Source organism: Jeotgalibacillus sp. ET6, from assembly GCF_029667115.1.
In the GTDB taxonomy this organism is placed as follows: domain Bacteria; phylum Bacillota; class Bacilli; order Bacillales; family Jeotgalibacillaceae; genus Jeotgalibacillus.
The window spans coordinates 753,332-776,495 of the sequence record NZ_JARUIU010000001.1; the positions used below are offsets into that span (position 1 = coordinate 753,332).

The 23,164-nt window shown below is 40.9% G+C and carries 26 protein-coding genes; 6 read left to right on the forward strand and 20 right to left on the reverse strand.

The genetic code is table 11. The features are described 5' to 3' along the window. Positions 1 to 41 precede the first annotated feature (41 nt). From lepA to gpr, 3 genes are all read right to left on the reverse strand, one after another. Positions 42 to 1,871, reverse strand: coding sequence for a translation elongation factor 4 (gene lepA / locus P6709_RS03845; protein ID WP_278239555.1), 1,830 nt, complete (start codon positions 1,869 to 1,871; stop codon positions 42 to 44). Positions 1,872 to 1,963: 92 nt separating this feature from the next. After that, a complete protein-coding gene (gene spoIIP, locus P6709_RS03850) occupies positions 1,964 to 3,085 on the reverse strand; it encodes a stage II sporulation protein P (RefSeq protein ID WP_278239556.1) in 1,122 nt (373 codons plus the stop codon). A 375-nt stretch (positions 3,086 to 3,460) separates the two neighbouring features. Then, complete coding sequence (gene gpr, locus P6709_RS03855; protein WP_278239557.1) at positions 3,461 to 4,540, reverse strand: GPR endopeptidase; 1,080 nt, start codon at positions 4,538 to 4,540, stop codon at positions 3,461 to 3,463. Positions 4,541 to 4,826: 286 nt separating this feature from the next. Here gpr and rpsT point away from each other — a divergent pair, with 286 nt between their 5' ends. After that, positions 4,827 to 5,081, forward strand: a complete 255-nt coding sequence (gene rpsT, locus P6709_RS03860) for a 30S ribosomal protein S20 (RefSeq protein WP_278239558.1) — start codon at positions 4,827 to 4,829, stop codon at positions 5,079 to 5,081. 54 nt (positions 5,082 to 5,135) lie between these two features. Here rpsT and holA read toward each other — a convergent pair whose 3' ends face one another. Then, entirely contained in the window at positions 5,136 to 6,158 is a 1,023-nt protein-coding gene (gene holA, locus P6709_RS03865) for a DNA polymerase III subunit delta (RefSeq protein ID WP_278239559.1), read from the reverse strand. A gap of 297 nt (positions 6,159 to 6,455) precedes the next feature. On the opposite strand from holA, the gene P6709_RS03870 reads away from it, so the two are divergent. Further along, positions 6,456 to 6,590 carry a YqzM family protein gene (locus P6709_RS03870; RefSeq protein WP_278239560.1) on the forward strand — a complete coding sequence of 45 codons (135 nt, stop codon included), beginning with the start codon at positions 6,456 to 6,458 and terminating at the stop codon, positions 6,588 to 6,590. Between the two features lie 97 nt (positions 6,591 to 6,687). Here P6709_RS03870 and P6709_RS03875 read toward each other — a convergent pair whose 3' ends face one another. The 11 genes from P6709_RS03875 to P6709_RS03925 all read right to left on the reverse strand — a co-directional run bounded on the left by P6709_RS03875 (position 6,688) and on the right by P6709_RS03925 (position 15,467). Next, positions 6,688 to 8,964, reverse strand: a complete 2,277-nt coding sequence (locus P6709_RS03875; protein WP_278239561.1) for a DNA internalization-related competence protein ComEC/Rec2 — start codon at positions 8,962 to 8,964, stop codon at positions 6,688 to 6,690. Then, positions 8,964 to 9,440: a ComE operon protein 2 gene (locus tag P6709_RS03880; protein ID WP_278239562.1), complete on the reverse strand. Its 477-nt coding sequence runs from the start codon at positions 9,438 to 9,440 to the stop codon at positions 8,964 to 8,966. Before P6709_RS03880 ends, P6709_RS03875 begins: the two co-directional genes overlap by 1 nt. A gap of 41 nt (positions 9,441 to 9,481) precedes the next feature. Next, entirely contained in the window at positions 9,482 to 10,117 is a 636-nt protein-coding gene (locus P6709_RS03885; protein ID WP_278239563.1) for a helix-hairpin-helix domain-containing protein, read from the reverse strand. A 326-nt stretch (positions 10,118 to 10,443) separates the two neighbouring features. Then, positions 10,444 to 11,199, reverse strand: a complete 756-nt coding sequence (locus P6709_RS03890) for a class I SAM-dependent DNA methyltransferase (RefSeq protein ID WP_278239564.1) — start codon at positions 11,197 to 11,199, stop codon at positions 10,444 to 10,446. Beyond that, positions 11,196 to 11,552 carry a ribosome silencing factor gene (gene rsfS / locus P6709_RS03895; protein WP_278239565.1) on the reverse strand — a complete coding sequence of 119 codons (357 nt, stop codon included), beginning with the start codon at positions 11,550 to 11,552 and terminating at the stop codon, positions 11,196 to 11,198. Before rsfS ends, P6709_RS03890 begins: the two co-directional genes overlap by 4 nt. Then, the gene (gene yqeK, locus P6709_RS03900) at positions 11,539 to 12,123 is read right to left on the reverse strand and encodes a bis(5'-nucleosyl)-tetraphosphatase (symmetrical) YqeK (protein ID WP_278239566.1); all 585 of its coding nucleotides are present in this window, start codon (positions 12,121 to 12,123) and stop codon (positions 11,539 to 11,541) included. Before yqeK ends, rsfS begins: the two co-directional genes overlap by 14 nt. After that, positions 12,113 to 12,688 carry a nicotinate-nucleotide adenylyltransferase gene (locus P6709_RS03905; protein ID WP_278239567.1) on the reverse strand — a complete coding sequence of 192 codons (576 nt, stop codon included), beginning with the start codon at positions 12,686 to 12,688 and terminating at the stop codon, positions 12,113 to 12,115. Before P6709_RS03905 ends, yqeK begins: the two co-directional genes overlap by 11 nt. Continuing rightward, the gene (yhbY, locus tag P6709_RS03910) at positions 12,688 to 12,987 is read right to left on the reverse strand and encodes a ribosome assembly RNA-binding protein YhbY (protein ID WP_278239568.1); all 300 of its coding nucleotides are present in this window, start codon (positions 12,985 to 12,987) and stop codon (positions 12,688 to 12,690) included. The genes P6709_RS03905 and yhbY overlap by 1 nt, the downstream gene beginning before the upstream one ends. After that, positions 12,981 to 13,826, reverse strand: coding sequence for a shikimate dehydrogenase (gene aroE / locus P6709_RS03915; protein WP_278239569.1), 846 nt, complete (start codon positions 13,824 to 13,826; stop codon positions 12,981 to 12,983). The genes yhbY and aroE overlap by 7 nt, the downstream gene beginning before the upstream one ends. 16 nt (positions 13,827 to 13,842) lie before the next feature. Further along, a complete protein-coding gene (gene yqeH / locus P6709_RS03920) occupies positions 13,843 to 14,964 on the reverse strand; it encodes a ribosome biogenesis GTPase YqeH (protein WP_442905290.1) in 1,122 nt (373 codons plus the stop codon). After that, a complete protein-coding gene (locus P6709_RS03925) occupies positions 14,946 to 15,467 on the reverse strand; it encodes a YqeG family HAD IIIA-type phosphatase (protein ID WP_278239571.1) in 522 nt (173 codons plus the stop codon). Before P6709_RS03925 ends, yqeH begins: the two co-directional genes overlap by 19 nt. A 291-nt stretch (positions 15,468 to 15,758) precedes the next feature. Here P6709_RS03925 and sda point away from each other — a divergent pair, with 291 nt between their 5' ends. The 3 genes from sda (at position 15,759) to sigK (ending at position 18,381) form a co-directional block, all read left to right on the forward strand. Further along, positions 15,759 to 15,887, forward strand: a complete 129-nt coding sequence (gene sda, locus P6709_RS03930; protein ID WP_278239572.1) for a sporulation histidine kinase inhibitor Sda — start codon at positions 15,759 to 15,761, stop codon at positions 15,885 to 15,887. 849 nt (positions 15,888 to 16,736) lie between these two features. Continuing rightward, the gene (gene pssA, locus P6709_RS03935; protein ID WP_278239573.1) at positions 16,737 to 17,276 is read left to right on the forward strand and encodes a CDP-diacylglycerol--serine O-phosphatidyltransferase; all 540 of its coding nucleotides are present in this window, start codon (positions 16,737 to 16,739) and stop codon (positions 17,274 to 17,276) included. A gap of 391 nt (positions 17,277 to 17,667) precedes the next feature. Further along, entirely contained in the window at positions 17,668 to 18,381 is a 714-nt protein-coding gene (gene sigK, locus P6709_RS03940) for an RNA polymerase sporulation sigma factor SigK (RefSeq protein WP_278239574.1), read from the forward strand. Between the two features lie 4 nt (positions 18,382 to 18,385). On the opposite strand, the gene mtnN is transcribed toward sigK, so the two are convergent. Continuing rightward, complete coding sequence (mtnN, locus tag P6709_RS03945) at positions 18,386 to 19,099, reverse strand: 5'-methylthioadenosine/S-adenosylhomocysteine nucleosidase (RefSeq protein WP_278239575.1); 714 nt, start codon at positions 19,097 to 19,099, stop codon at positions 18,386 to 18,388. 131 nt (positions 19,100 to 19,230) lie between these two features. Between mtnN and P6709_RS03950 the strand changes: the two genes are divergently transcribed. Then, positions 19,231 to 19,434 (forward strand): DUF2536 family protein, encoded by a 204-nt coding sequence (locus P6709_RS03950; protein WP_278239576.1) that lies wholly within the window; start codon positions 19,231 to 19,233, stop codon positions 19,432 to 19,434. A 169-nt stretch (positions 19,435 to 19,603) separates the two neighbouring features. Here P6709_RS03950 and P6709_RS03955 read toward each other — a convergent pair whose 3' ends face one another. The 4 genes from P6709_RS03955 to P6709_RS03970 form a co-directional block, all read right to left on the reverse strand. Then, positions 19,604 to 20,437, reverse strand: a complete 834-nt coding sequence (locus P6709_RS03955) for a DUF1510 family protein (RefSeq protein WP_278239577.1) — start codon at positions 20,435 to 20,437, stop codon at positions 19,604 to 19,606. Positions 20,438 to 20,641: 204 nt separating this feature from the next. Beyond that, positions 20,642 to 21,118, reverse strand: coding sequence for a transcription elongation factor GreA (gene greA / locus P6709_RS03960; protein ID WP_278239578.1), 477 nt, complete (start codon positions 21,116 to 21,118; stop codon positions 20,642 to 20,644). 133 nt (positions 21,119 to 21,251) lie between these two features. Further along, a complete protein-coding gene (udk, locus tag P6709_RS03965) occupies positions 21,252 to 21,887 on the reverse strand; it encodes a uridine kinase (protein ID WP_278239579.1) in 636 nt (211 codons plus the stop codon). A gap of 5 nt (positions 21,888 to 21,892) precedes the next feature. Continuing rightward, on the reverse strand, positions 21,893 to 23,158 hold the full coding sequence (locus P6709_RS03970; protein WP_442905300.1) for a peptidase U32 family protein: 1,266 nt from the start codon (positions 23,156 to 23,158) through the stop codon (positions 21,893 to 21,895). Between the last annotated feature and the right edge of the window lie 6 nt (positions 23,159 to 23,164).

A 23,164-nucleotide genomic window follows, 5' to 3' on the forward strand; every position in this document is an offset into this window, starting at 1 on the left:
CAAAGCACTCTCCCCATTTGCTTGTTTCATTTATCTTGCATTTATTTCTCTGAGTCGTCCATTTGTAAAACAGCCATAAATGCCTCCTGCGGCACTTCAACTGATCCTACCATTTTCATTCGTTTTTTACCTGCTTTTTGTTTTTCAAGAAGCTTTCGTTTACGGGAAATGTCTCCGCCGTAACACTTGGCAAGTACATTTTTTCTCATCGCTTTTATAGTGGATCGCGCGACAATTTTCTGACCCACCGCAGCTTGAATCGGAACTTCAAACTGCTGTCTTGGAATTAAATCCTTTAATTTATCAACGATTATTTTACCCCGTTCATATGCAAAATCTTTGTGAACGATGAAGCTTAGGGCATCGACCTTTTCTGCATTTAACAGGATATCCATTTTAACAAGCTGAGATTCTTTATAGCCAATCAGCTCGTAATCAAAAGAAGCGTAGCCTTTTGTACCGGATTTCAGCTGATCGAAAAAGTCATACACGATTTCAGCCAGCGGCATTTCATAAATGACATTCACGCGGGAATCGTCCATATACTGCATATCAATGAAATTTCCGCGTTTTGCTTGAGAAAGCTCCATTACTGCACCAACATAGTCGTTGGGAACCATGATCGTCGCTTTTACATAAGGCTCTTCTACATGGTTAACAGATTGGGCTTCAGGCATCATTGATGGATTATCCACCATCAGCTGAGTCCCATCTTCAAGATGAACATCATAAATAACGCTTGGAGCTGTGGTAATCAGATCAATTTTAAACTCACGTTCAATTCTTTCCTGAATAATCTCCATGTGAAGAAGACCAAGAAACCCGCAACGAAAGCCAAAGCCCAGAGCCTGGGAGGTTTCAGGTTCAAATTGAAGAGCAGAGTCATTTAATTCAAGCTTTTCAAGTGCTTCGCGCAAATCTACATAACGTGCAGTGTCGATTGGGTACAAACCGCAATATACCATCGGATTCAGCTTTCGGTAGCCCGGAAGCGCCTCTGCAGTAGGTTTGACTGCACTAGTGATTGTATCACCGACCCGTGTATCTCCAACATTTTTAATCGCTGCTGTTAAATAGCCTACATCGCCTACCGTCAGTTCTTCCTGAGGAGTAGCCTTTGGGGTGAACACACCGATATCGTTGACTTCAAATTCTTTTCCAGTCGCCATCATGCGGATTTTGTCACCTGGTTTAACTTTTCCTTCAACGATCCTTATGTATGCAACTACTCCGCGGTAAGGATCATATAAAGAGTCGAATATCAGTGCTTTTAGCGGTGCTTCCGGATCTCCAGATGGAGCAGGCACTTTTTCTACAATCTGTTCTAAAATTTCTTCGATGCCGATCCCTGCTTTGGCAGAAGCAAGGACTGCCTCTGACGCATCCAGACCGATGACATCTTCCACTTCCTTGCGAACTCTTTCAGGGTCTGCTGCAGGAAGATCTATTTTATTTATAACCGGCAGAATTTCCAGGTCATTATCCAATGCCAGGTAAACGTTGGCCAGTGTTTGAGCCTCTATTCCCTGGGCTGCATCCACTACGAGGATCGCTCCTTCGCATGCTGCAAGACTCCGGGAAACCTCATAGGTAAAATCCACATGTCCCGGAGTATCAATTAAATGGAATGTATATTCCTGTCCATCCTTTGCCTGATACTTAAGCTGAACAGCATTCAGCTTAATGGTTATGCCCCTTTCACGTTCAAGGTCCATTGAATCCAATAACTGGGCCTTCATTTCTCTTGATGTAAGGGCTTTTGTTTTTTCTAAAATCCGGTCTGCTAAAGTTGATTTCCCATGATCTATATGGGCAATAATTGAAAAGTTTCGGATGTTCTTTTGTCTGTTTGATCGTTGCTCTTGATTCATTTCCATGTCCACTCCTGTTTTTTCGACGCAATTCTGCTAGGATACAGTATAACAGGTTCATGGCAACGTTTCAACGCACGCTTTCGTTAAAGCTAAGGCTGACTGACCGCTTCCGCTTCGAGAACAATTCCTGAGAGAACCTCAGCAAATAAATCTGCAGAGAGCTGCATTTCCTCGAACGTGTTGTCAACACCCCCAAGCTCAAGTAAAAGGGAGTTGGCAGACAGGTCCTGGTTAAATTTGCCGTTAGTGCCTGCTCCTTCCTTTAAATACACATCCCTCGAAATTCCGGGTATTATTTCGTTCATTTTCGCATGAACTTTTTTTGCCAAAGCTAAATTTTTATCACTCTCTGCGTGCTCTCCACCCACTACAAACGCGACTCTCGCATAAACTTTCCCTTCATGCTCAAGTGCCGTGACATCATGACGGGCAGAATCACGATGCACATCTATAAGATAAGTTAACCCGGGCAGCGAAGCAGTTGCTGTCTGCACAACTTTTCTGGATTCATCATAGGCATGGGCGTAATAGTCCAGCCCATTATTTTTTATATTTCCAACAATATCAGTTTGATCCAGAACGGTTCCTACTCCTCTTTTTTCAAAGGCAGTTTTTAAATAAGGTCCCATTTGCGTAATGTTCACCTTCGAGTTGTGAGCAAGGTTAGGATCTTTTGTATCCGGCAAATAGGGAAGAAACGACTCTCTTGAATGTGTGAAATACAAAAGAACTTTATTTGGAACGATAACAGAGGCTGCTGGACTCTCCAGGAGTTCTGTCACCGGTTCAAGAGCCTCCTCTTCCTTGCCATTTAAAAACCAATCCGTAGGAGGAACCGATTCAAACGGCTCAGGGAAATTGGAACCGTGGCTCGACTGAGCAGAAACGGTTGAATTTTTTATAAGCATTCCTTCTGTGGTTAGCCATCTTGAAGGATCAGAAACCACAAGAGAAAAATCTTTAAGCCACATGTCAAGTTCTGTTGGCCCTTCCTCTATTATAGAAGAGGTTTCCATTTGAACAAACGCTTTTGTCCAATTTTCCGGCAGTCCTTCCTGCCACTGGCTAGAATGATTATCAGACCAATTCAGCACATAAGGCATAGAGATTGCAGTAAGCGTCAGCGACAAGAGTAACAACGTAGTACGGACAATGGAATGGACCGTTTTAGATAAAACGGGTTCTAGTAAGATCATTTTTGTTTTTTTCATCGTTTCTCCCCACCTCGCATAAAAGACTCTTTTAATTTTATGCCTGTCGGGAAATGAAAGAACCGATCTTTTAGATTCTCAACATTTAAGGTCAATTTAAAATTTTATGAAACCGGGAAAAGCTGCTTTGTAAGATGAATTAGGGACGGTACGAGAGCTTATAAAGAAAAGAGCCTAAGACAAAGTCTCTGGCTCTTCGACCGGTCCACTAAGCTTTTAGTGGCACCCTTTAAATTTCGCATAAGCTTAAATGTCAATGTATTTTTATATACCATAATGCCATGCGATGAAGGAATTAAACTCCTGGAGTGAGAAACTCCAGATTAAATTTGTATTGTAGTGTACCAAAGCCCTTTAAATTTATAATTTTATCTTCTAATGCGTAAAGGTTGATCCATGGCCATTTGATAAACTTTCATGAAGGGCGCTGTTGATGGCCATGGCAATAACATTTGCTGCCTGTTCCATAAACAGATCAGTGTCTTTAGGTGTAACAATGAGGTTATGTCCAAGTGGAGACAGCACTTCTTCGAGAAGCTGTCTTTTTTCTTCTTCTTCCAATTCCCCCATCATCCCCAGATAGAATTTTTTTTCATCTTCTGAAGGTTCGTCCTCATCTGTCAGTTTTTTCGTTCCGGGAAGAGCTCCAACCGATAATGAATTTGAGGCATTTCCCTTCAGTCTTCTTTTTTGTCCAAGCGTTTTCAGATAATAGTTCAGGGTATCCTGAGTAATCGTAACGGCGTCTACTACAGTTGGAATTCCGATTGATACTACAGGTATACCAAGTGTTTGAAAACTGATTTCTTTTCTCTTATTTCCTACTCCCGCCCCTGGCTGAATACCTGTAGAAGAAATTTGAATCGTGGCATGAATTCTCTCAACTGCCCGGGCAGCTAAAGCATCAATAACAATTACCGCTTCCGGTTTGATTTTTTCTACAATTCCATGAATAATGTCACTCGTTTCCATACCGGTTAAACCCATTACACCAGGTGCAATAGCGGATACCTTTCGAAAGCCATTTTCAACTGCGTGAGGTTCATGCAAAAACAAATGATTTGTAATAAAAACATTCTCACACACAAGTGGTCCGAGTGAATCAGGGGTCACCTGCCAGTTCCCAAGACCAACAATCAATATATGCGCTTCTGAAGAAATCTGCGACAACGGAAGAAACTGGCGGATCACTTTTTCAAAAGCAGCAGACACAGCCTGCTGAAGTGTTTCGTCCTGGGTTCTAAGCTGAGGAACTTCAAGTGTCCAGTAGTGGCCTTCTTTTTTGCCAAGCAATTCTTCAGCATGCTTGTCAATAATCACTTTACTGACGGTGAACTGATCAATTTTGTCTTCGGTTATTTGTATGCCTTCTTTAATTGAAGGCTCCTGAACCAGCTGTTCTTCAACTGCGGTTTCGAAGGCTTCTATCGCTAAATCTGTACGCATGGAAATCATGTTATCCCTACTTCCGTTTTTTTATAGGATTCACAGAGTAAAAGCAATCCATGCATTTTCAATTTATTTTTTATTCCTCTTTTTGCTGCCCCCATGACTAATTTTCTTTACATCTATTGCATTTCTTCTTGCTATTTGATAAAATATCCCTTGTTCTTATGTAAAGGTAACACATTGTTCTAAACTAGTAATTCGCATAGCGAGTGAACTAGTACTCGCAAATGCGGGTGTTGAATTGTTAAATCGAGTCATATAGAACCTCGATCCAATTTGGGAGGTGACATGAATGCCAAATATTAAATCTGCTATCAAGCGCACGAAAACAAGTGAAGCACGTAAAGCAAAGAATATTCAGCAAAAATCAGCTATGCGTACAGCAGTTAAACGTTTTGAAACTGCTGCTAACGAAAACGCTGAGAACAAAACTGAACTTCTTTCCAGCGCTGTTAAACAACTGGACAAAGCTGCACAAAAAGGCTTGATCCACAAAAACAACGCGGACCGCAAAAAAGCGAGCCTAATGAAAAAAGCGAACGCATAATTTTACAAGCAAAAAACCCTCAATTTAAATGAGGGTTTTTTATTTTGTGTTACTTTACTGCGTTTGAATTTTTGTCAAAAAAAGCTCGATGACCATTTCTTTGTTTAGACCTGAGGATTTCATTTCAAGATCTGATTGGGCAAGTGACAGCATAATCCCGGTTAGCTGATCATCAGAAAATGCCTGTGCATGCTTAGCGGCAAGCTTTACTCTGAAGGGATGAACTTTCAGCTGTGAAGCAATCTGCTGCTGGCCATATCCTTTGGATCCCAATGATTTGACCTGGTAGATCAATCTGAATTGTGCGGACAGCAGGGCAAGAATTTTTAATGGTTCTTCTTTTTGCTTCAATAAGTCCCAATAAAGCCTGAGTGCTTCGTCAATTTTATTATGAACCGCACGATCAATAAGCTCGAATACGTTTTGTTCAATCGATCTTGCCGTCAGCTTTTCCACCATTTCAAGCGTAATTTGACTTGACTCATACGCATATAAAGCGAGTTTGTCTATTTCACCTGAAAGAAGAAATAAATTGGTTCCCGCCAGCTCAATTACCTTGCTTACTGCCTGATCATCAATTTGCACTCCTGCCTGGCCAGCCCGCTGTTTGACCCAGGTAATAATATCGCCCTCTTTTAATTTTCTTGCTTCTAGGACGGTAGCAGCCTTTTTAAGCTGCTTGGTGATTTTTTTCCTTTCGTCCAACTTATCGTAGGGGGCAATAAAAACTAAAATTGTATACGGGGCGGGAGAATTCAGATAGGACTGAAGCGGAGCAACATTGTGCTCGGCTGTTTCCTTCTTTTTTTCAGCAGTTAAGAACAAGGGGTTATGTATAAAAACAAGCCTTCTTTCCCCCATAAAAGGAAATGTTTCAGCGTCTTCCATTGCCTGATTCAGTGTATCTCCGTCCTCAAGATCATAGGAAGAAAAATTAAAATCCATTTCTTCTTCAAGAATGGAGTGTTTCAGCAGTACCTGTTTCGTTTCTTTTATTAAAAAAGGCTCATCTCCATATACTAAATAAACCGGAGCGAATCTTTTTTGCTTCATGGCGGTCCATTCTTTTACAATCATCCTGCACGCTCCATTTCATAACAGCCTGCTACTATCGTAAGAAACTTTCGCCTTTTTGACAAGAGGCAGCATATGTAAAGGGAACCGCTTAGGCTGGACCACCAGCGTAAGCGGGTATTTGAACGCTTTCCTCAGGGTCCTAGGAAATCCTGATTAAAGCGGAGCACCTAAGCTTATTATCACCTCAAAAACATGAACTATTTATGATAAACGGTACCAGGACAGGAAAAAACTTTTCTGGGTATGGATTTTTTTTTATGCATCCTCTATACTAAAATAGAAATAGGAGGGGTATTTATGAACGAATTTGAAAATAATGTCCAGTCAAAACGGAACGATCTTATTGACTCCGGTGTAGCGTTCGTTGTATCTTTTGGCTTTTTTGCAGTTCTATTCGCTGTAGGAACCATTATCTCAGTTGTAGGATCTTGATTTTTATGTGAAAAAGGGCCGGCTTATTGCAGGCTCTTTTTTTATTGTCCCTTTTTAAAAATAAAGGCGCAAAAAATATACAGGATCGTTATAGTCTTTATTCTTCATCGTATGGAAGAACCCATTGAAAGGTTCCCTTTTTTCCTCTGAATCGATATTCTACTGCACCGTGAGTGTGGGTGCCAAACACTTTTATACGGCGGGCTTTCAGCCGTTCAGTGACCTCATCGTGCGGATGATTATAGCGATTATTTACACCTGCAGAAATAATTGCGAATTCAGGGTCAAGTTCCGCCAGAAATTCGTCAGCTGTTGAGCTTTTGCTTCCGTGATGGCCCACTTTTAACACATCTGCATGTATAGAGTAGAGGTCGATGATGTCTAATTCACCCTGCGTTTCCAGATCGCCTGCAAAAAACCAGGTTAATCCTCCAATCGAGGCCCATAGCACAAGGGAATCGTTGTTGCCTTCATAGACCGAATCGACGGGATAGATAATTTCAAATTGATTTCCTCCTTTTTCCCATGACTGATGGGCTTTTTTCTCTACTACTCCAATCGACCGTTTATGAAGATCTTCCAGCAATACTTTCACTTCATCTTTTTCATATGCGCCCGGTGTAATCCACACTTCATTAATTGCTATATAGTCTGCCAAATCTGATGTGCCTCCAATATGATCCCAGTCTCCATGTGTAAGGATAATTGTGTCAACCGAGGTAATTCCTTTTCCTTTTAAAACCGGCCAAAGAATGTCTTTTCCTGTAGAAAAATCTGTATTTTCAAACTGTGCCGCTCCTCCCGTATCAATTAAATAAGTGCCCTGTCCCCAAGGAAGATCGATCAATATACTGTCCCCCTGACCAACATCAACAAACAAAACAGTTCCTGTTGGGTTAAAACGGCTTGAAAGCCAATCCATACTTAAAAGCAGAATAAGAAAGATGAAAGGCTTGACCGAATTACTGATCTCTATTCTGTAAAAGAAAAAAAGAGTAAGGCAAATGTAAAGAAACATAAAATACGGGGAAGGCTGCCCAAGAACAATTGAAGCAAATGGCAGAGAAGCTAGATGAAGGGTTAATAAATCCAGAAAAACCACACCCTCCCCTGCCCAATGCAACACAAGGGATGCGAATTGAGGGACTGCAAAAGAAACCAAATACAAAAAAAAGAGAATGGGCAATAACACGGCGGTGAATACGGGGATGTAAAATACATTTACAATGAATGAAGCAATGGATAATTCATGAAAATGATAAAGTAAAATTGGCATTGCGCCTATTTGTGCTGCAAATGATACTTTAACGATGGAAAGCATACTTGAAGCAGCTGCAAGAATCCGGGGTGCACTGAGAAGAATTGTCAGACTGACGGCATAGCTTAACTGAAATCCCACCTGAAGCAGGTTCATTGGATTAATGGCCAGTTGAATAATAAATGTGACGGACAAAGCTTGCAGCAGCGGCGTTTTTCTAGTAAAGAAAGAAAACAGCAGGACAATTAAAACCATACTGACCGCTCTGATCACTGGTGGGGAAGCACCTGTTATAAGTGCATAAAACGGCAAACCGATCAAAATAATGACTCTTGCTTTTTCTCGTGTAAGCCCTGCACGCAGCAATAACCACCACATAATGGCTGTCATCATGCCGACATGCATGCCTGATATCGCCAAAAGATGTATAACTCCTATTTTCTGATAAGCTTCCAGCAAATCCTCATCCATATTTTCTCTTGACCCAAAAATGAGCGCTTCTGCAAGAGGAGCCAAATCGTGCGGGAAAATCTTTTGCAAATGTTCGATGCCTCTTTGCCTCATAAAGCGGATTTTTTCTCTTGGCGTCAGCAGGACCTCATAGCATGGTCCCGCAGGATTCAACTCTTTAATTTGAAATGTCCAGTGAATATTTTGCTGTTTTAAGTAGGCTTGATAATTAAATAAATGGGGATTTCTTGCAGGTGAAGGGGATTTTAACGTTCCTTTCCATGTGCACCAGCTTGGAGAAAGTGCGGAAAGTTCAGAAGGGGTGATTTCGGAAGGAAGGATAAAGCTAATTTGCAGTCGTTCGCCGTTCAAGGTGATGGCCTGTGCTCTTGCCGTCTGTCCTTTGTCTATTACCGGCTCTGTGATACGGAGCGGCAGGTCAGTTTCTTCACCGCTTAAAGTTGTCTTGAGACCCCTTATTTCGGCGGCGGTGATACAAAAAAATAGAAGAGCACAAATTATAAATCCAGCAAGATGAAGGCGTCCTGGCGTATATCGTTTCCAGGCGAGGATGTAAAAGGGGAAGAGCATTGCTCCAAAAAGAGGAGAGTGCGCTAGAGAAGCTCCCAGAAAAGCCATCAGCGCACACGGAATGGTCCATTTCATTATTGCGATCCGGGAACCGTATGGGAAACTAATGGTTCAAGCGATTCAGCATTGAATTTTACCTGCTTCACTTCGACATCTGCCTGATTAAACAGTTCAATCGCATATGGATGATTCTTGTAATTTTCAGAGTAATATAATTTCTTTATTCCTGACTGGATAATGGCCTTAGAACATTGCAGACATGGAAAATGGGTAACATATATTTCAGCTCCTTCTGTAGGAACCCCGAATTTAGCACATTGAAGCAGGGCATTCATTTCGGCATGTATGGTCCTTACACAGTGCTCATCAATCACATAACAGCCCTCATCGGCACAATGAGTTCCTCCCGCAATTGAGCCGTTATAACCTCCCGCTATAATCCGTTTCTGCCTGACTATGGTTGCACCTACTGCAAGCCTGGTGCACGTGCTTCTGAGTGCAAGCAAATGGCTTTGAGCCATAAAATATTGATCCCACGATATTCGATCCATTTAACATGCTCCTTTCTAATCTCCCATGACATTTTTTATACCTATTTTACATCAATTGATTCTTTTAGTTTATCAAATGTTTTATCCCCGATGCCGGAAATGTTTTTTATATCCTCTATGGATTCAAAGTTTCCTTCTGTTTCCCGGTATGCGAGAATGGCTTCAGCTTTTGCAGGGCCGATTCCGGTAATGGTTTGCAGTTCTGCAGCATCTGCTGTGTTTATATTAATTTTTTGCGGCTGCTCCCCTGCACCCGTTGCTGTGACTGCTGCAGCAGATGCAGCCGGAACAGAAGTGACATCTTCTCCCGCTTCAGGTACGTATACAACCATTTCATCCTGGAGCTTTTGAGACAAATTAACAAACTTCATGTCTGCTTCCCGGGTTTCCCCGCCGGCAAGCTTTAATGCATCTGTCACCCTGTCCCCTTCTTTCACTTCATATACGCCGGGTGAATGAACAGCACCTTTAACATCAACGATTATGGTTAATGAGGGTTCTGCGGCTGGTACGGTCTCGTCTTTTACCATAGACGGCTGCGCATCGGCATTAGCAGGTAGTGGAGAGGGTACGGAATTGTTTGAGGAAGGATTTAGAGGATTAACTAAGATGAGGATAATAAGTGAAACTGGAATAAGGATAAGAAGCGTGCGGATATTGTTTTTAAGCCAGAGCATTTAACAGTACCTCCCTGAAATGTAGCAGGGAGAAAAAGAAAGGGGCAAGACCATTATTTCATAATTAATTGTAAAAAACAGCATAAAATAATATTAGTCAGGGATAAATTTTAAAAATTTTAGAGCATAAGGTGTTTTTCGTCCCTATGAGGTGATTGTAATGTATGCAAAGACTCCAGCTCCTGCATTGGGCCGTCGCTGAGAAGAGTCCGATTGAAGCTCATTGAACAGACGAAAGAACCTGAAACACTTATGTTTCAGGTTCTTTAAATAAAAATGGCTGTGTAAGCTAGCTGAAAAATCCCTTTAAGAATTGAAAGACAAATTTAACGCTGCTTTCTGCATGTGAAAAATATCCTTTCACTGGCAGCAGCAGGGCTGAGTGAAGTCGAAAAGTCCGCATTTACAGATTCAATCTTAAAGCCGGCATTTTCAAGCAAAGATTTATAGTAGTCAACCGGATAAGTCCTTTGTTTATGAAATTCATCAAAGCGCAGATACTTGTCCTGGCTGGAATCTTCAAGTACAAAAAAAGATAATTCATGTTCTACACTGAGAGGGTGTTCCCCTTCAAAAGAATTCCAAATATAAGCGACTTCACCGTCGTCGTACGTAAACGTTTGATTAATAAACAGTTCCTGAATTTTATAGGGAGAATGAACATCGAAAATCAGGAGACCGCCATCATTTAAAAGGCTGGTCATATTTTGTATGGTTTTTTTTAATTGTTCTTCAGTTTCAAGATAGTTGAGTGAATCGCAGAAAATCGTAATTATATCAAAAGGTTCAAAGCCTCCAGCTTCTGCCATATCCTGCTGATAAAGTGCTATCTCAACACCGGACTGCTGTGCTTTATGTGAAGCTACAGCAAGCATGGAATCAGAAAGATCAATCCCGGTAACCTCAAAACCAAGCTGAGCAATTTGAAGCGTCCATTCCCCTGTTCCACACCCCACATCGAGCAATCGTTTTCCTTGAATATTGAACTGATCTTTCTTTTCCAAAAGGAACCGCGTCCACTGATCATAGGGCATATCACTCATTAACTGATCGTAGATTTGGGCAAAACGGCCATAGCTCATCCGTTTATGCTGCTCGTCAGATCTTCTAACGGAGCGTCTCCCCAAAGCTTTTCAAGTTTGTAGTAGTCCCGCTCTTCTCTGTGAAAAACATGCACCACAACATCACCAAGATCCACTAGCACCCATCTTGCCTCGTCATAGCCTTCCATCCGCTTGATCGCATAGCCTTCTTCCTCTGCGCGATCCTTTACTTCTTTGGCAATTGCCTGAACCTGCTTGTCCGAATTACCGTGGCATATCACGAAATAATCTGCAATAAGAGAGATCCCTTTCATGTTTAATGCAACAATATCTTCTGCCCGCTTGTCATCAGCAGCTATATAAGCAAGTTTTAATAGTTCAGTTTGGTTCATATTTATCTTTCTCCTTTTGTAACATCACGTCGTTGTAACACTCTAAAGTATCAGGAAAGATGCGCTGTTTTTTTTGTAATAAAAATAAGATGGATTGTTTAACTGCTTTTCTGAGTGCTTTTTCCATATCTTCATGCGCGAGTGCCCTCACTTCTTCCACCCCTGAGAATTTCCTTCCAGGTTCAATATAATCAGCGAGATAGATGATTTTTTCAAGCAGACTCATATTTGCTCTTCCGGTCGTATGATAGCGGATTGCATTTAATACATCCTGCGATTCAATATTCAGCGTTACTTTAGCTAAGTAAGCTCCAACTGGCGCATGCCATAATTCATGATGAAAAAGCAGCAGTCTCGAATCGAAATTTTCCTGCTCAATAATCTTCTTCATATCGTCTCTGCTGTGATGTTTTGCAATATCATGCAAAATGGCAGCCATTTCTGCCTTAGTAACATCTTCTCCATGTTTTTCAGCTAAAGATTTTGCTGTTTCCACGACTCCCAGGGTATGTTCGTATCTTCTTTCCGGCAGAATTTCTTTAACATAAGCCAGCGCTTCTTTACAATTCATATAATCCCTCCATGTTTATATAGTTATAAACCTTTTGCGGAAGTAAGAAAGTAGCATCTTTATTAAGATTCAGCCTGTTTCTGATCAGTGTAGAAGAAAGTTCAATCATTGGTGATTGAAGCATAAGCACCGGATAGTCTGTAGTTCCAGCATAACCGGGGCGCATAAAACCGGCAAAACGGACAAGATCAAGCAGATCTTCAATTCTGTACCACTTGGGGAGGTAGTCGATCATATCCCCGCCAATCAAAAATGTAAATTCAGTTTCAGGTTCTACTTTCTTTAACTGTATTATTGTATCATACGTATAGGATAAACCTGAACGTTCGAATTCAATTAATTCCAATTTAAAATGCTCAATGTTTTCAATAGCAAGCTCGATCATACGGATTCTGTGCGTATCCTTCACCTGCAGATCACTGCGTTTGTGAGGAGGCTTAGCACTTGGCATGAATCTGACCTCATCCAGTTCAAGTTCATGATAGGCTTCATTTGCCATAATCATATGACCGATATGCAGCGGGTTAAACGTTCCTCCGAGCAGTCCCACTTTTTTCGGCTTCATTATTTCACCTTTGGCAGTTCCAATTTTTTATTTTCTTTGGATTCCTTGTAGACCACAATAATATTGCCGATCTGTTGAACAATTTCACCCTTTGTTCCCTTATGAATCTCTGATGCGACTTCGTCTTTATCCTGCTCACAATTTTGCAGTATGCTTACCTTAATCAGCTCTCTTGCTTCTAATGCTTCGCCTATTTGCTTAATCATATTTTCGTTGACGCCGCCTTTTCCAACTTGAAAGATTGGGGAAAGATGGTGCGCCTCTGCTCGTAAAAATCTTTTTTGTTTTCCAGTTAACATGATGTTCCTCCTAATTCTTCTGTTATCCTGCTGATCGCTTTTTCTGTGTCCGGTTTTATACCTGTCCATTGACTGAACGCCAGGGCACCCTGCTGAACAAACATCCCAACACCATTTAATGTATCAGCCTTATGTTTTCTTGCTTCCTTTAAAAAAGCTGTTTCAAGCGGGTTATAAATGATATCTGCCGCCAATGCATTATCTTTCATTCCCGAAATTTCAATAGGCAGTCTTTCTGTATGTGGGAACATGCCGACTGAAGACGTATTAATCACAATATCATAAGATGAAAGTAACTTCTCACACTCCTGAATTGAGACAGCCTGAGCTTTTACAGGGGTTTTTATTGACTGAATTAAAGAAACAGCTCGTTCTTCTGTCCGATTAGAAACTGTAATACTAGCCGGATTCAGTTTGGTGAGAGCATAATAGATCCCTTTTGCCGCTCCACCGGCTCCAATAATCAGGATCGAGGATTGTTTAATGTCCTCTGCTGTTCTTTTTTCTAAAAGGGACGCTGCAAAACCTGCGCCATCCGTGTTGCTGCCAATCAGTTTGCCATTACGGTTCTGAACCGTATTGACGGCGCCAATGTTTATCGCATCATCATCAACTTGGTCAAGAAGCGGCAAAATGGCTTCTTTAAAAGGAATGGTTACATTCCAGCCCCCAAGATTCAGCGCTTTCATGCCTCTAACTGCTTCTTCTAAACGACTCGGCTCGATATCAAAAGGGAAATATTGACCATCGATGCCCGCCTCAGCAAACCATCGATTATGCATTTGTGGTGATCTGGAATGTGAGATCGGGTTTCCGATCACACCATACAGCGACGTCATTTTATTCCCCCTAACTTTAAATAAGTGATTTTCGAACCAGTACGCTGACTCCTTTAGGAGCGTATGCAGCTACTTTTGCCCCTTTTTCATTAATTGTAATCCAGCCTAATCCAGAAAAAACAACGTCCATTTTTTCTTCTTTAATCATGAATTCGTGCCTCACCAGTTCCGGAAAGCTTTCAATATCTTCGGGACGCGGCGGGGAGAGCATTTCTCCTCTATGCCTGGAATAGAGTTCATCTGCTTTTTCCAGCTTTGTTCGATGAATTTCCAGTTCGTTTGATACATAGCACGTAAACGACTTTCTGCCTCCACTGAGGTAATCGAACCTCGCCAGTCCTCCTACAAAAAGAGTCTGCTCCTCATTTAATTGAAAGATTTTTGGTTTCATTTCTTTTCGCGGCATAACATGCTTAAGATCTTTCTTGTTAATAACATGAGCCATCTGATCTCTATTGATAATTCCCGGGGTATCTATAATTGCCTGTCCATCATCCAATGGAATTTCGATCATATCAAGAGTCGTCCCAGGAAATTGAGAAGTCGTAATAACATCTTCTTCTCCTGTAACTTCCTTTATAATCCGGTTTATAAATGTAGACTTGCCCACATTGGTGCAGCCAACAATATAAACATCTTTTCCTTTTCTGTACTGTTCAATCGCGGCAAGTGCCTCTTTTATATGGTGGCCTTTTTCAGCACTGCATAGCAATACATCCACCGGCTTTAACCCATGCTGCTTTGCTTCATATTTCATCCAGTTGATTAATTTATTCGGTTTTGCCGAATGCGGAAGAATATCTGATTTATTTCCGATTAACAGGACCGGGTTTTTCCCTACAAAACGATGGAGTCCGTGTAAAAAGCTTCCGTTAAAGTCGACAATATCTACCACTTTTACGATAAGTGCGTCTACCTGACCGAGACCGTTTAATATTTTCAGAAAGTCGTCGTCTGTTAAAGCTACATCCTGAACTTCATTATAATGCTTTAAACGGAAACAGCGCTGGCAGATCACCTGTTCTTTTTCGAGACTTGAAGGCGGAGCATAGCCTATGCCCTCTTTGTTTTCTGTTTGTATCTCCACGCCGCAGCCGATACAGTCAATCGTTAATTCACTCACTTCGGGTCCTCCCATTGAATCATATTCTTGCGTTTAAAAAATTTCAGGATTCTTCTTTCAACTCTTCTATTAATTCTGGTGAAGAAACCATCTGTCTTCGCAACGGGTACAACTAAAATCGTGTACAGTTTATTTCTGTTGCCGCCCAGCACATCTGTAAGAAGCTGATCCCCTATAACAACCGTTTCTTCTTTCTTAACATTCATATCCTTAATCGCCTGTCTGAAAGCTTTGCCTCTTGGCTTTCTGGCATGATAAATAAAGGGAACGCCGATTGGATCTGAAAATGCAGATACTCTTAACTGGTTATTGTTAGAAACAATCGTGACGAGAATATCATTTTTCTGCATGGACTCCAGCCATTCTAAAAGCTTTGGTGTCGCATTTTTTCTGTCCCATTCGACAAGTGTATTATCAAGATCTGTAATGATTGCTTTTATACCTTGTTCTTTCAGTTTTTGAGGAGTAATTTCAAACACACTTGCGACAAATTCATTTGGTAAAAATAATTTAATCATTTCGATTCACCTCTTTTAGCTTTAAGTACTAATAATACAGTATCTTTATAAGGATATCAAAACCCACATAATTAGTTGAAATGATAAGAATCGTTCGACAAATTCTGACGGTTTTAAAAATTGTGGATAACTTGTTCCTTAAAATTCCTATGAAGCCATTGGAGACAACATAGATATCTACATGTTTTACACAGCTTATCCACCGTATGCTGTGGATAAGAGGAACGCTTGTTCTTTCAAAAATGATCTGCTACTCTAATATTACCAGCTAATTTGAAAGGAGTAATACTTGTGGATAAATTACCATTGCATTTGTTAATCGAAGCTCTTTCTGAAGCAAAAAGACTTAATTTATCTGATGACTTTATCAAACTTATTCAGGAAGCAATTGAGAAAAGGTCAATGACATTAACTCTTTAACCCTCACAGGGCTGATTGGAACGTGCGATCCCCCGCCTGTTTAATCATTGCTGCCGGATGCTTCCTGATTTAACGGTAAATATTTTGTAGAACAACTCTGGCAGAACCAGACTATTCAAGCCCTGATTTCCCTTCACTTCTAACAAAAAAAAATTGACGATTCGAGCCCAGCCCTCTTTTCACATGAGAACACTTTACGCGCGTGTATTTCCGCTTTTTTCTCAATAACTATTTTCTCCTGAATATAGAAGCTTTCTCCGAAGAATTTGTTCGTCTGGGACTAGTGAATAAACCTCATGTTCCGGCTTTACTACAGGCAGCATAACTCCCCGCCCATAAGCTTCAAGCATTTATTGACTACTCTTTTTTCACAAAAACTGTCAGTTGTTCTTTCATAACATTCAAACACACAAAATGCACGTCATCATCCATTCTACTATACTTGAATTGTTGAGCAGCAAGTATAGATTGGAAGTGCGTGCAGTCGAATCTTACCATGAATCTGCCACGAAAAGAAGAGAAGATTATATAGAGAAGATTATCCCTTGAAACGTCGGCAAATACGGTTCTCCAGAAATGTGGAAACTCTACAAAATGCTTATGTCTAATCCTGTCACTCACTGTCCCTCGCATTTCATAAAGTAAACTTTTTTCTGATGTTTAAGAAAATATGATATTAAAATTCAGAGATTTTATATTTTCTGTTCGCTATTTGGACAAAATTCCTGCAAATCAGCCTTCTCAACCTCCTTTGCCTCCACATTTCATACTAATTATAGTCTTAACAATTCTTAACAAAAAGGTTACAATAATAATACTACTATTATTACGGTTATGAGGAGGACCCGCGTGTCATTAATGCAGGTAATAGGTTTCACCTTTAAAAAAGCAAAAGCTCAGACCGCAAATGCATTGACTCTCTCTAATCTGGTCCTGGGGGGATTCGCTGCTTTATACAGCACTTCCGGTCAATTTTCTTTAGCAGCTCTTCTGATATTTATAGCTGCGTTTATGGACCGGTTTGACGGCATGGCAGCCAGACGGTTAGGAATTGAATCCGAATTGGGGCGACAGCTTGACTCGATGAGCGATCTTGTGTCGTTTGGAGCAGCACCAGCACTCTTACTTTACCATTCTTTTTTATACGATTATGGAGTCAGCGGAATGGTACTAGCCGTTTTTTACATCGGATGCGGCGCGTACAGACTGGCGAGATTCAATTCTAAAGAGTCATCGCCGTATTTTGAAGGGCTTCCAATCACAGCAGCAGGGTGTCTTCTCGCATTAAGCTTTCTTGCGACACCTTTACTCAGTCCCGCTTCACTTATCACAATTATTTTTATTTTATCCCTTTTGATGGTCAGTCCTCTTCGAATTAAGAAAATGTAAGTGAGGTTTGCACAAAACTCAAAAAAAATAAAAAAAGAGACAGTAATTATTAATAGTAAGAAGTGAGCGGAGCGGAAGGCGGCGACTCCAGCAGGAGATGACGGCAAGCTGAGACTTTACAGGGCAGCGTCCTGGAAAGGCTCTAGCCCCCGTCCATGCGGAAAGCGTCCGCCTGAAGCGCAGAGAACCGGTCGTAGAGCTTGGGACACTTTTGTCCCAAGCTTTTTTTAATATTCTCGTGTAAACCCGCAAAATATTTTAGAAAAGCAAGTCACGGACTTGAATAAGAAGTGCACGATAGGAAAAGACATACTGCAGATTGCATTCGGACTGGCAAGTTTCTTCTCCTTCTTTCATATAGTCTTTATAAGACATGAAAGGGGGTCAGATTTTGTCCAGTATCTTATTGGCACTTCTAATGGCGATAGGTGACGGAACCGCACTCATGGGCTATTTTAAGCAAAATGCATTCCCACAGCCTCTTTCTAAGGAAAAAGAAAAACAAATGATCGAAAAAACGCTGCAGGGCGATGATGAAGCAAGAAAAGTACTAATTGAGCATAACCTCCGTCTGGTAGCCCATATCGTGAAAAAATTTGAAAACACCGGAGAATCCAATGAAGATCTCATTTCAATCGGGACAATCGGGCTCATAAAAGCGATTGAAAGCTATTCCTTTGAAAAAGGCACAAAACTGGCTACGTATGCTGCCAGATGTATCGAAAATGAGATCCTTATGTTTTTAAGATCGTTAAAAAAAGTAAAAAAAGATGTTTCTTTGAATGACCCGATCGGGGAAGATAAAGACGGAAATGCCATAAGCCTTATAGATGTCCTTCGAGGGGAAGATGATGAACTGGATCAATTGATTCACAATAAAATGAATCAGGAGAAAGTGAGAACGTTTATTCAATCTTTAGATCCCAGAGAAAAAGATGTCATTACTCAAAGGTTTGGGTTAAACGGACTCGAAGAAAAAACGCAGCGTGAAATTGCCAAAGAACTTGGCATTTCAAGAAGCTACGTTTCAAGAATTGAAAAAAGAGCCTTAATGAAACTGTTTCACGAGTTTTCTCAGGAAGAGCGGCTGACTGATGATTCCTGATCATTTATTTTTGAAAATGTTCAAGTGAAAGGTTCTCAACTATTGCTAATACGAGATTAGCAGAATTTACGGCTGCTTTTTCCAGGTATTGATCAAACGATAGATCTGATTCTTTCCCGGCAATATCAGAAAGCGAACGGATAATAACAAACGGTGTTTCATATTGGCAGGCTACCTGTGCAATGGAAGCTGCCTCCATTTCAAGAGCCTGTAAATCAAAAAACTTATTTCGAAGTGCTTCGACTTTTACCGGATCATTCATAAAAGAATCGCCTGTTGCGATTAATCCTTTTACCACTTGAATTCCGTTTATCGATGCCGCATGTTCTGCCGCTTGTGCCTGAAGTGATGGATTTGCTTTAAATGCAGCAGGAAGATTAGGAACCTGTCCATACTCATAACCAAACGCAGTAACATCTACATCATGATGGCGCACTTCTGTTGAGATGACAATATCCCCAACATTTAATGCAGGGTCAAAACCGCCGGCAGAACCGGTATTGATAATGACGTCAGGCTGATACCGTTCGTGTAAAATGGTCGTTGTCATGGAAGCATTCACTTTTCCAATTCCGCTTTTCACCAGTACCACTTCAGTATTATTGATTTTTCCGCTGGTAAATTCGCTTTTTGCAATGGTAACCGTTTCAGGCTCCTGTATTTTCGAACGCAATAAAGCTACCTCTTCTTCCATTGCACCAATGATCCCGATTTTCATCTTTTTCCCTCATCTCACATCATAATCAAAACTGACTTGACTTTACCATAGGAATCTCGATTTTTCAAACCCATTGTCCCCTGGACGTGATAAAATAAATAGATTGAATCGCTCCAGGGAGGAAAGTGTGTATGTCATTTCAAATCGAACTTATTCAAGATAAAGTAGAATTTTTTGAAGCGTATGTTTTGAAGGAGCTTGAAAGAAAAATCGAAGGTAAAATTGAACAGAATCAGGCCATTATGCTTCATGTACATTCTGTTTCTCACGCTGTGGCGCTGGATGGCAAAGGGAGAATCATATATACAGCCGTCGTGCATTTTAAAGCTAAATAGAGGTTATCCACGCTTTTAGACCATGCAATCAAAAACAGAGCCTGAGACAATGTTATGTCTCAGGCTTTTTAAGCGGTCTGCTTTGCTTTCATTGTACGCTTTTAGCAAGGCTGGAGGCACAATTTTACTACATCCCCTGCCTAGTGTAGGTTTACTCCCCTGCTTTTTATCATGCTCCTGGAACGAGCTTTTCCATTGTCACAGGTTTCCACCCTTTTCCATCGATCCATTCCAGGTAAACACGGTATTTAGTTTCTGAGCCGGAAGCAGAAACAGTTCCTACTGATTTTTGAGGGTGCCCCTCATGGTTGCCAATATGCCAGATGGTCATATCATTGACACCAATTCCTGTGGCATACGAAATGGCTTCCACTTTTTCATCCCAGTCAACTCCGTCTTCATAGACTGAAACATGTTCGCCTGTCTGAGAAGTTCCAATAGGTTTCCAATTTTTGTTTGTTATGACTTCTGCCACCTGCGGATCATCACTGGACTCAGTTGAAGTTGCATCTGAATCTGAATCAGCCTCTTCTTCTTTTTCTTTTCGTTCTTCTTCTTTACGTTTTTCTTCTTTCTCTTCTTCTTCTCTTTTTTCTTTCTTAGCTTCTTCTTGCTCAGCCTTTTCTTCTGCTTTTTCCTGCTCAGCTTTTTCTTCTTCCGCAGCCTTTTCTTCGGCTTCTTCTATTGAAGCTGTTTCACTTTCTTCATCCGATTGTTCGCCATCTTCGTTTTGAGATGAGCTGTCTTCCTCATTTTCTTCATCACGGTTTTCACCTTGAGAATCGCTTTGTTCTTCATCCGATTGATCGGACTGCAAATGCTGCTCTGCAATGGACTGCTCTTCTTCTTCCGATGCAAGATTCGAATCCTCGCTGCTAAAGAATATAAAAGAACCTACTATAATAATCAACCCCACGACGATTGCGATTGAAGAATTAAGGATAAGATTGCTTTTGCGCTTCTTCTCCTGAAATTGTAATCTTGAATTTTTGCCCTTAGCCATTGTTTATCACTCCTGTATATGGTTTATCCAAAAAGAAGAATCTAGACAAGCATATCATGCTTATACATGACAAAAGCAAGTGAAATAGATCCCTATTCAGGAAAGTAGACCTGTATACCCAGTTAGACGTACTAGTGAAGTCAAACGTTTCAAAAAAACTCCGGAAGAAGTAAAGTACTTCATCCGGAGTATAAGAAAGGGGAATTATTTAATTGAAACAATTTTTACGTCCATATCTCCGCCTGGAGTCTGAACCTTCACTTCATCTCCTACAACCTTGCCGAGAAGGCTCTTGGCAATTGGAGAGTCGTTTGAAATACGTCCTTCAAATGGGTCCGCTTCTGCGCTTCCTACAATGGTATACGCTTCTTCATCGCCGTTTGGCATCTCAACGAAGGTAACCGTTTTGCCAAGTGTGACCACTCCATCCATTGACCCGTCTTCTTCAATAATTTTAGCATTGCGGATCATGGCTTCGAGTGTAGATATACGTCCTTCCACGAATGCCTGCTCTTCTTTTGCTGAATCATATTCTGAGTTCTCTGATAAGTCCCCGAAGCTGCGTGCGATTTTTATTCGCTCTACTACTTCTTTACGTTTTACGGACTTTAATTGCTCTAATTCCTGTTCAAGCTTTTCTTTTCCAGCTTGGGTCATAGGAAATACTTTTTCTTTTGACAAAACCCTTCACTCCTTTGAATGCATAAAAACCAATTTTTCTTCTTTGTCATGCTATGTGTTCATTACCTCTTTTATGAAGTAAGTGAAAAAAGAGGATGATTGTGGAATCCCCTTTACATTCTTTGCTATCATATTACACAATTGACTTTTGTTCAAGAATCGTTTGAATTTTCGTTACCATAAGATCGATGGCCACATGATTTTGGCCGCCTTCCGGTATGATAATATCAGCATATCTTTTCGTTGGTTCAATAAATTGATTGTGCATAGGTCTTACAACATTGATATACTGGTCAACTACAGAATCGATTGTACGGCCTCTTTCATTAATATCCCGCAGCAGCCTCCTGATGATACGTAGATCTGAGTCTGTATCAACATAAAGTTTTATATCCATCAGATTGCGAAGCCTTTCGTCCTCCAGCACAAGGATTCCTTCTAGTATAATCACATCTTTCGGCTCTACTGGAATTGTCCTGTGGGCTCTTGTGTGTACCGTGTAGTCGTACACAGGCTTCTGAATCGCTTCCCTTTCCTGAAGTGTTTGAATATGTTCAATTAAAAGGTCGTTATCAAATGCCAGTGGATGATCATAATTTGTTTCCAGACGTTCTTCATATGGTATATCACTTTGATCCTTATAATAGTAATCCTGCTCAATCATCGCAATAGAATGTCCTTGAAAGAAATCATATATTGACTTAGTTACTGATGTTTTACCTGATCCAGATCCTCCGGCCACACCAATTACAACTGGTTTATTTCTCATTGTTCTTAAACGAGCTCCTTTCGCATCATGTTGTGCGCACGCAAAGGTCGCTCAACTTTAAATTGAATGATTTGCAGCGGGTGACGGGCTGCTTCAAGTTCATTGCCCTTCAGATCCCAAATTTTATCGATTTTCTGTGAAAAATTCTCCATATCCGGTCCGAAAAATTCAACTTCCTGTCCTGGTTTAAAATAGTTTCTCTGCTGCAGCGTAACCGTTTGAGACTCTTCGTTATAGTCTAGGACATAGCCGGCGAAGTCAAATTTAGTTTTCTTGCCGTGTTCACCAAACATCTGCTCTTCATGCCCTGGTACGCCTTCAAAGAAAGCTGTAGCCGTTTCACGGTTTGCACATTTATCCAGTTCATTCAGCCATTCTTTTTTAATTATGAAATTTTCCGGGTCTTCACAATAGGCATCAATCACTTTACGGTACACACTTGCTACGGTAGCAATATAGTGAATAGATTTCATCCTGCCTTCAATTTTCAAACTGTCCACTCCAATTTCAATCATTCTCGGAATGGATTCTATCAGTTTAAGATCTTTCGGGCTCATTGCAAACGAGGCATCATCGTTGTTATAAAGGGCTTTTTCCTGTCCATCTTCCGTTTCATATAGATCATAATCCCAACGGCAGGATTGACAGCAGCCGCCTCTATTAGAATCTCTGGCAGTCATATGATTACTCAATACGCATCTGCCGCTGTAAGCAATGCACATCGCACCGTGAATAAAGCTTTCAACCTCAATATCGACTTTTTCTTTAATTTCCTGAATTTCATCGCCGCTTGTTTCCCTTGCAAGAACGACCCGGTGAAGGCCCTCTTCTTTCCAAAATTGAACCGCTTTCCAGTTTGAGAGGGATTGCTGAGTGCTTAAATGAACCTCCACACCTGGAGCGACCCGTTTGCAGGTTTCAATAATTAAAGGATCGGCTACAATAATACCCGCTACACCAGCAGAAGCAATGCCGCGAAGATACTCTTCCAAACCGTCTACATTTTCATTATGGGCAAAAATATTGGTTGTTACATAAATTTTTGCTCCGTACTGTTTTGCAAACTGGACTCCTTCCGTCATTTCTTCAAGCGTAAAGTTACCAGCGTTTGAACGAAGGCCGTATTCCTGCCCGCCTATAAAGACAGCATCAGCACCATAATGAACAGCAATTTTAAGCTTTTCAAGATTTCCGGCAGGAGCAAGCAATTCAGGTTTCTTTACGATGACGCGTTTGCCATCCTTTATCGCTGAAATTTTTTCATTTTTCATGATCGC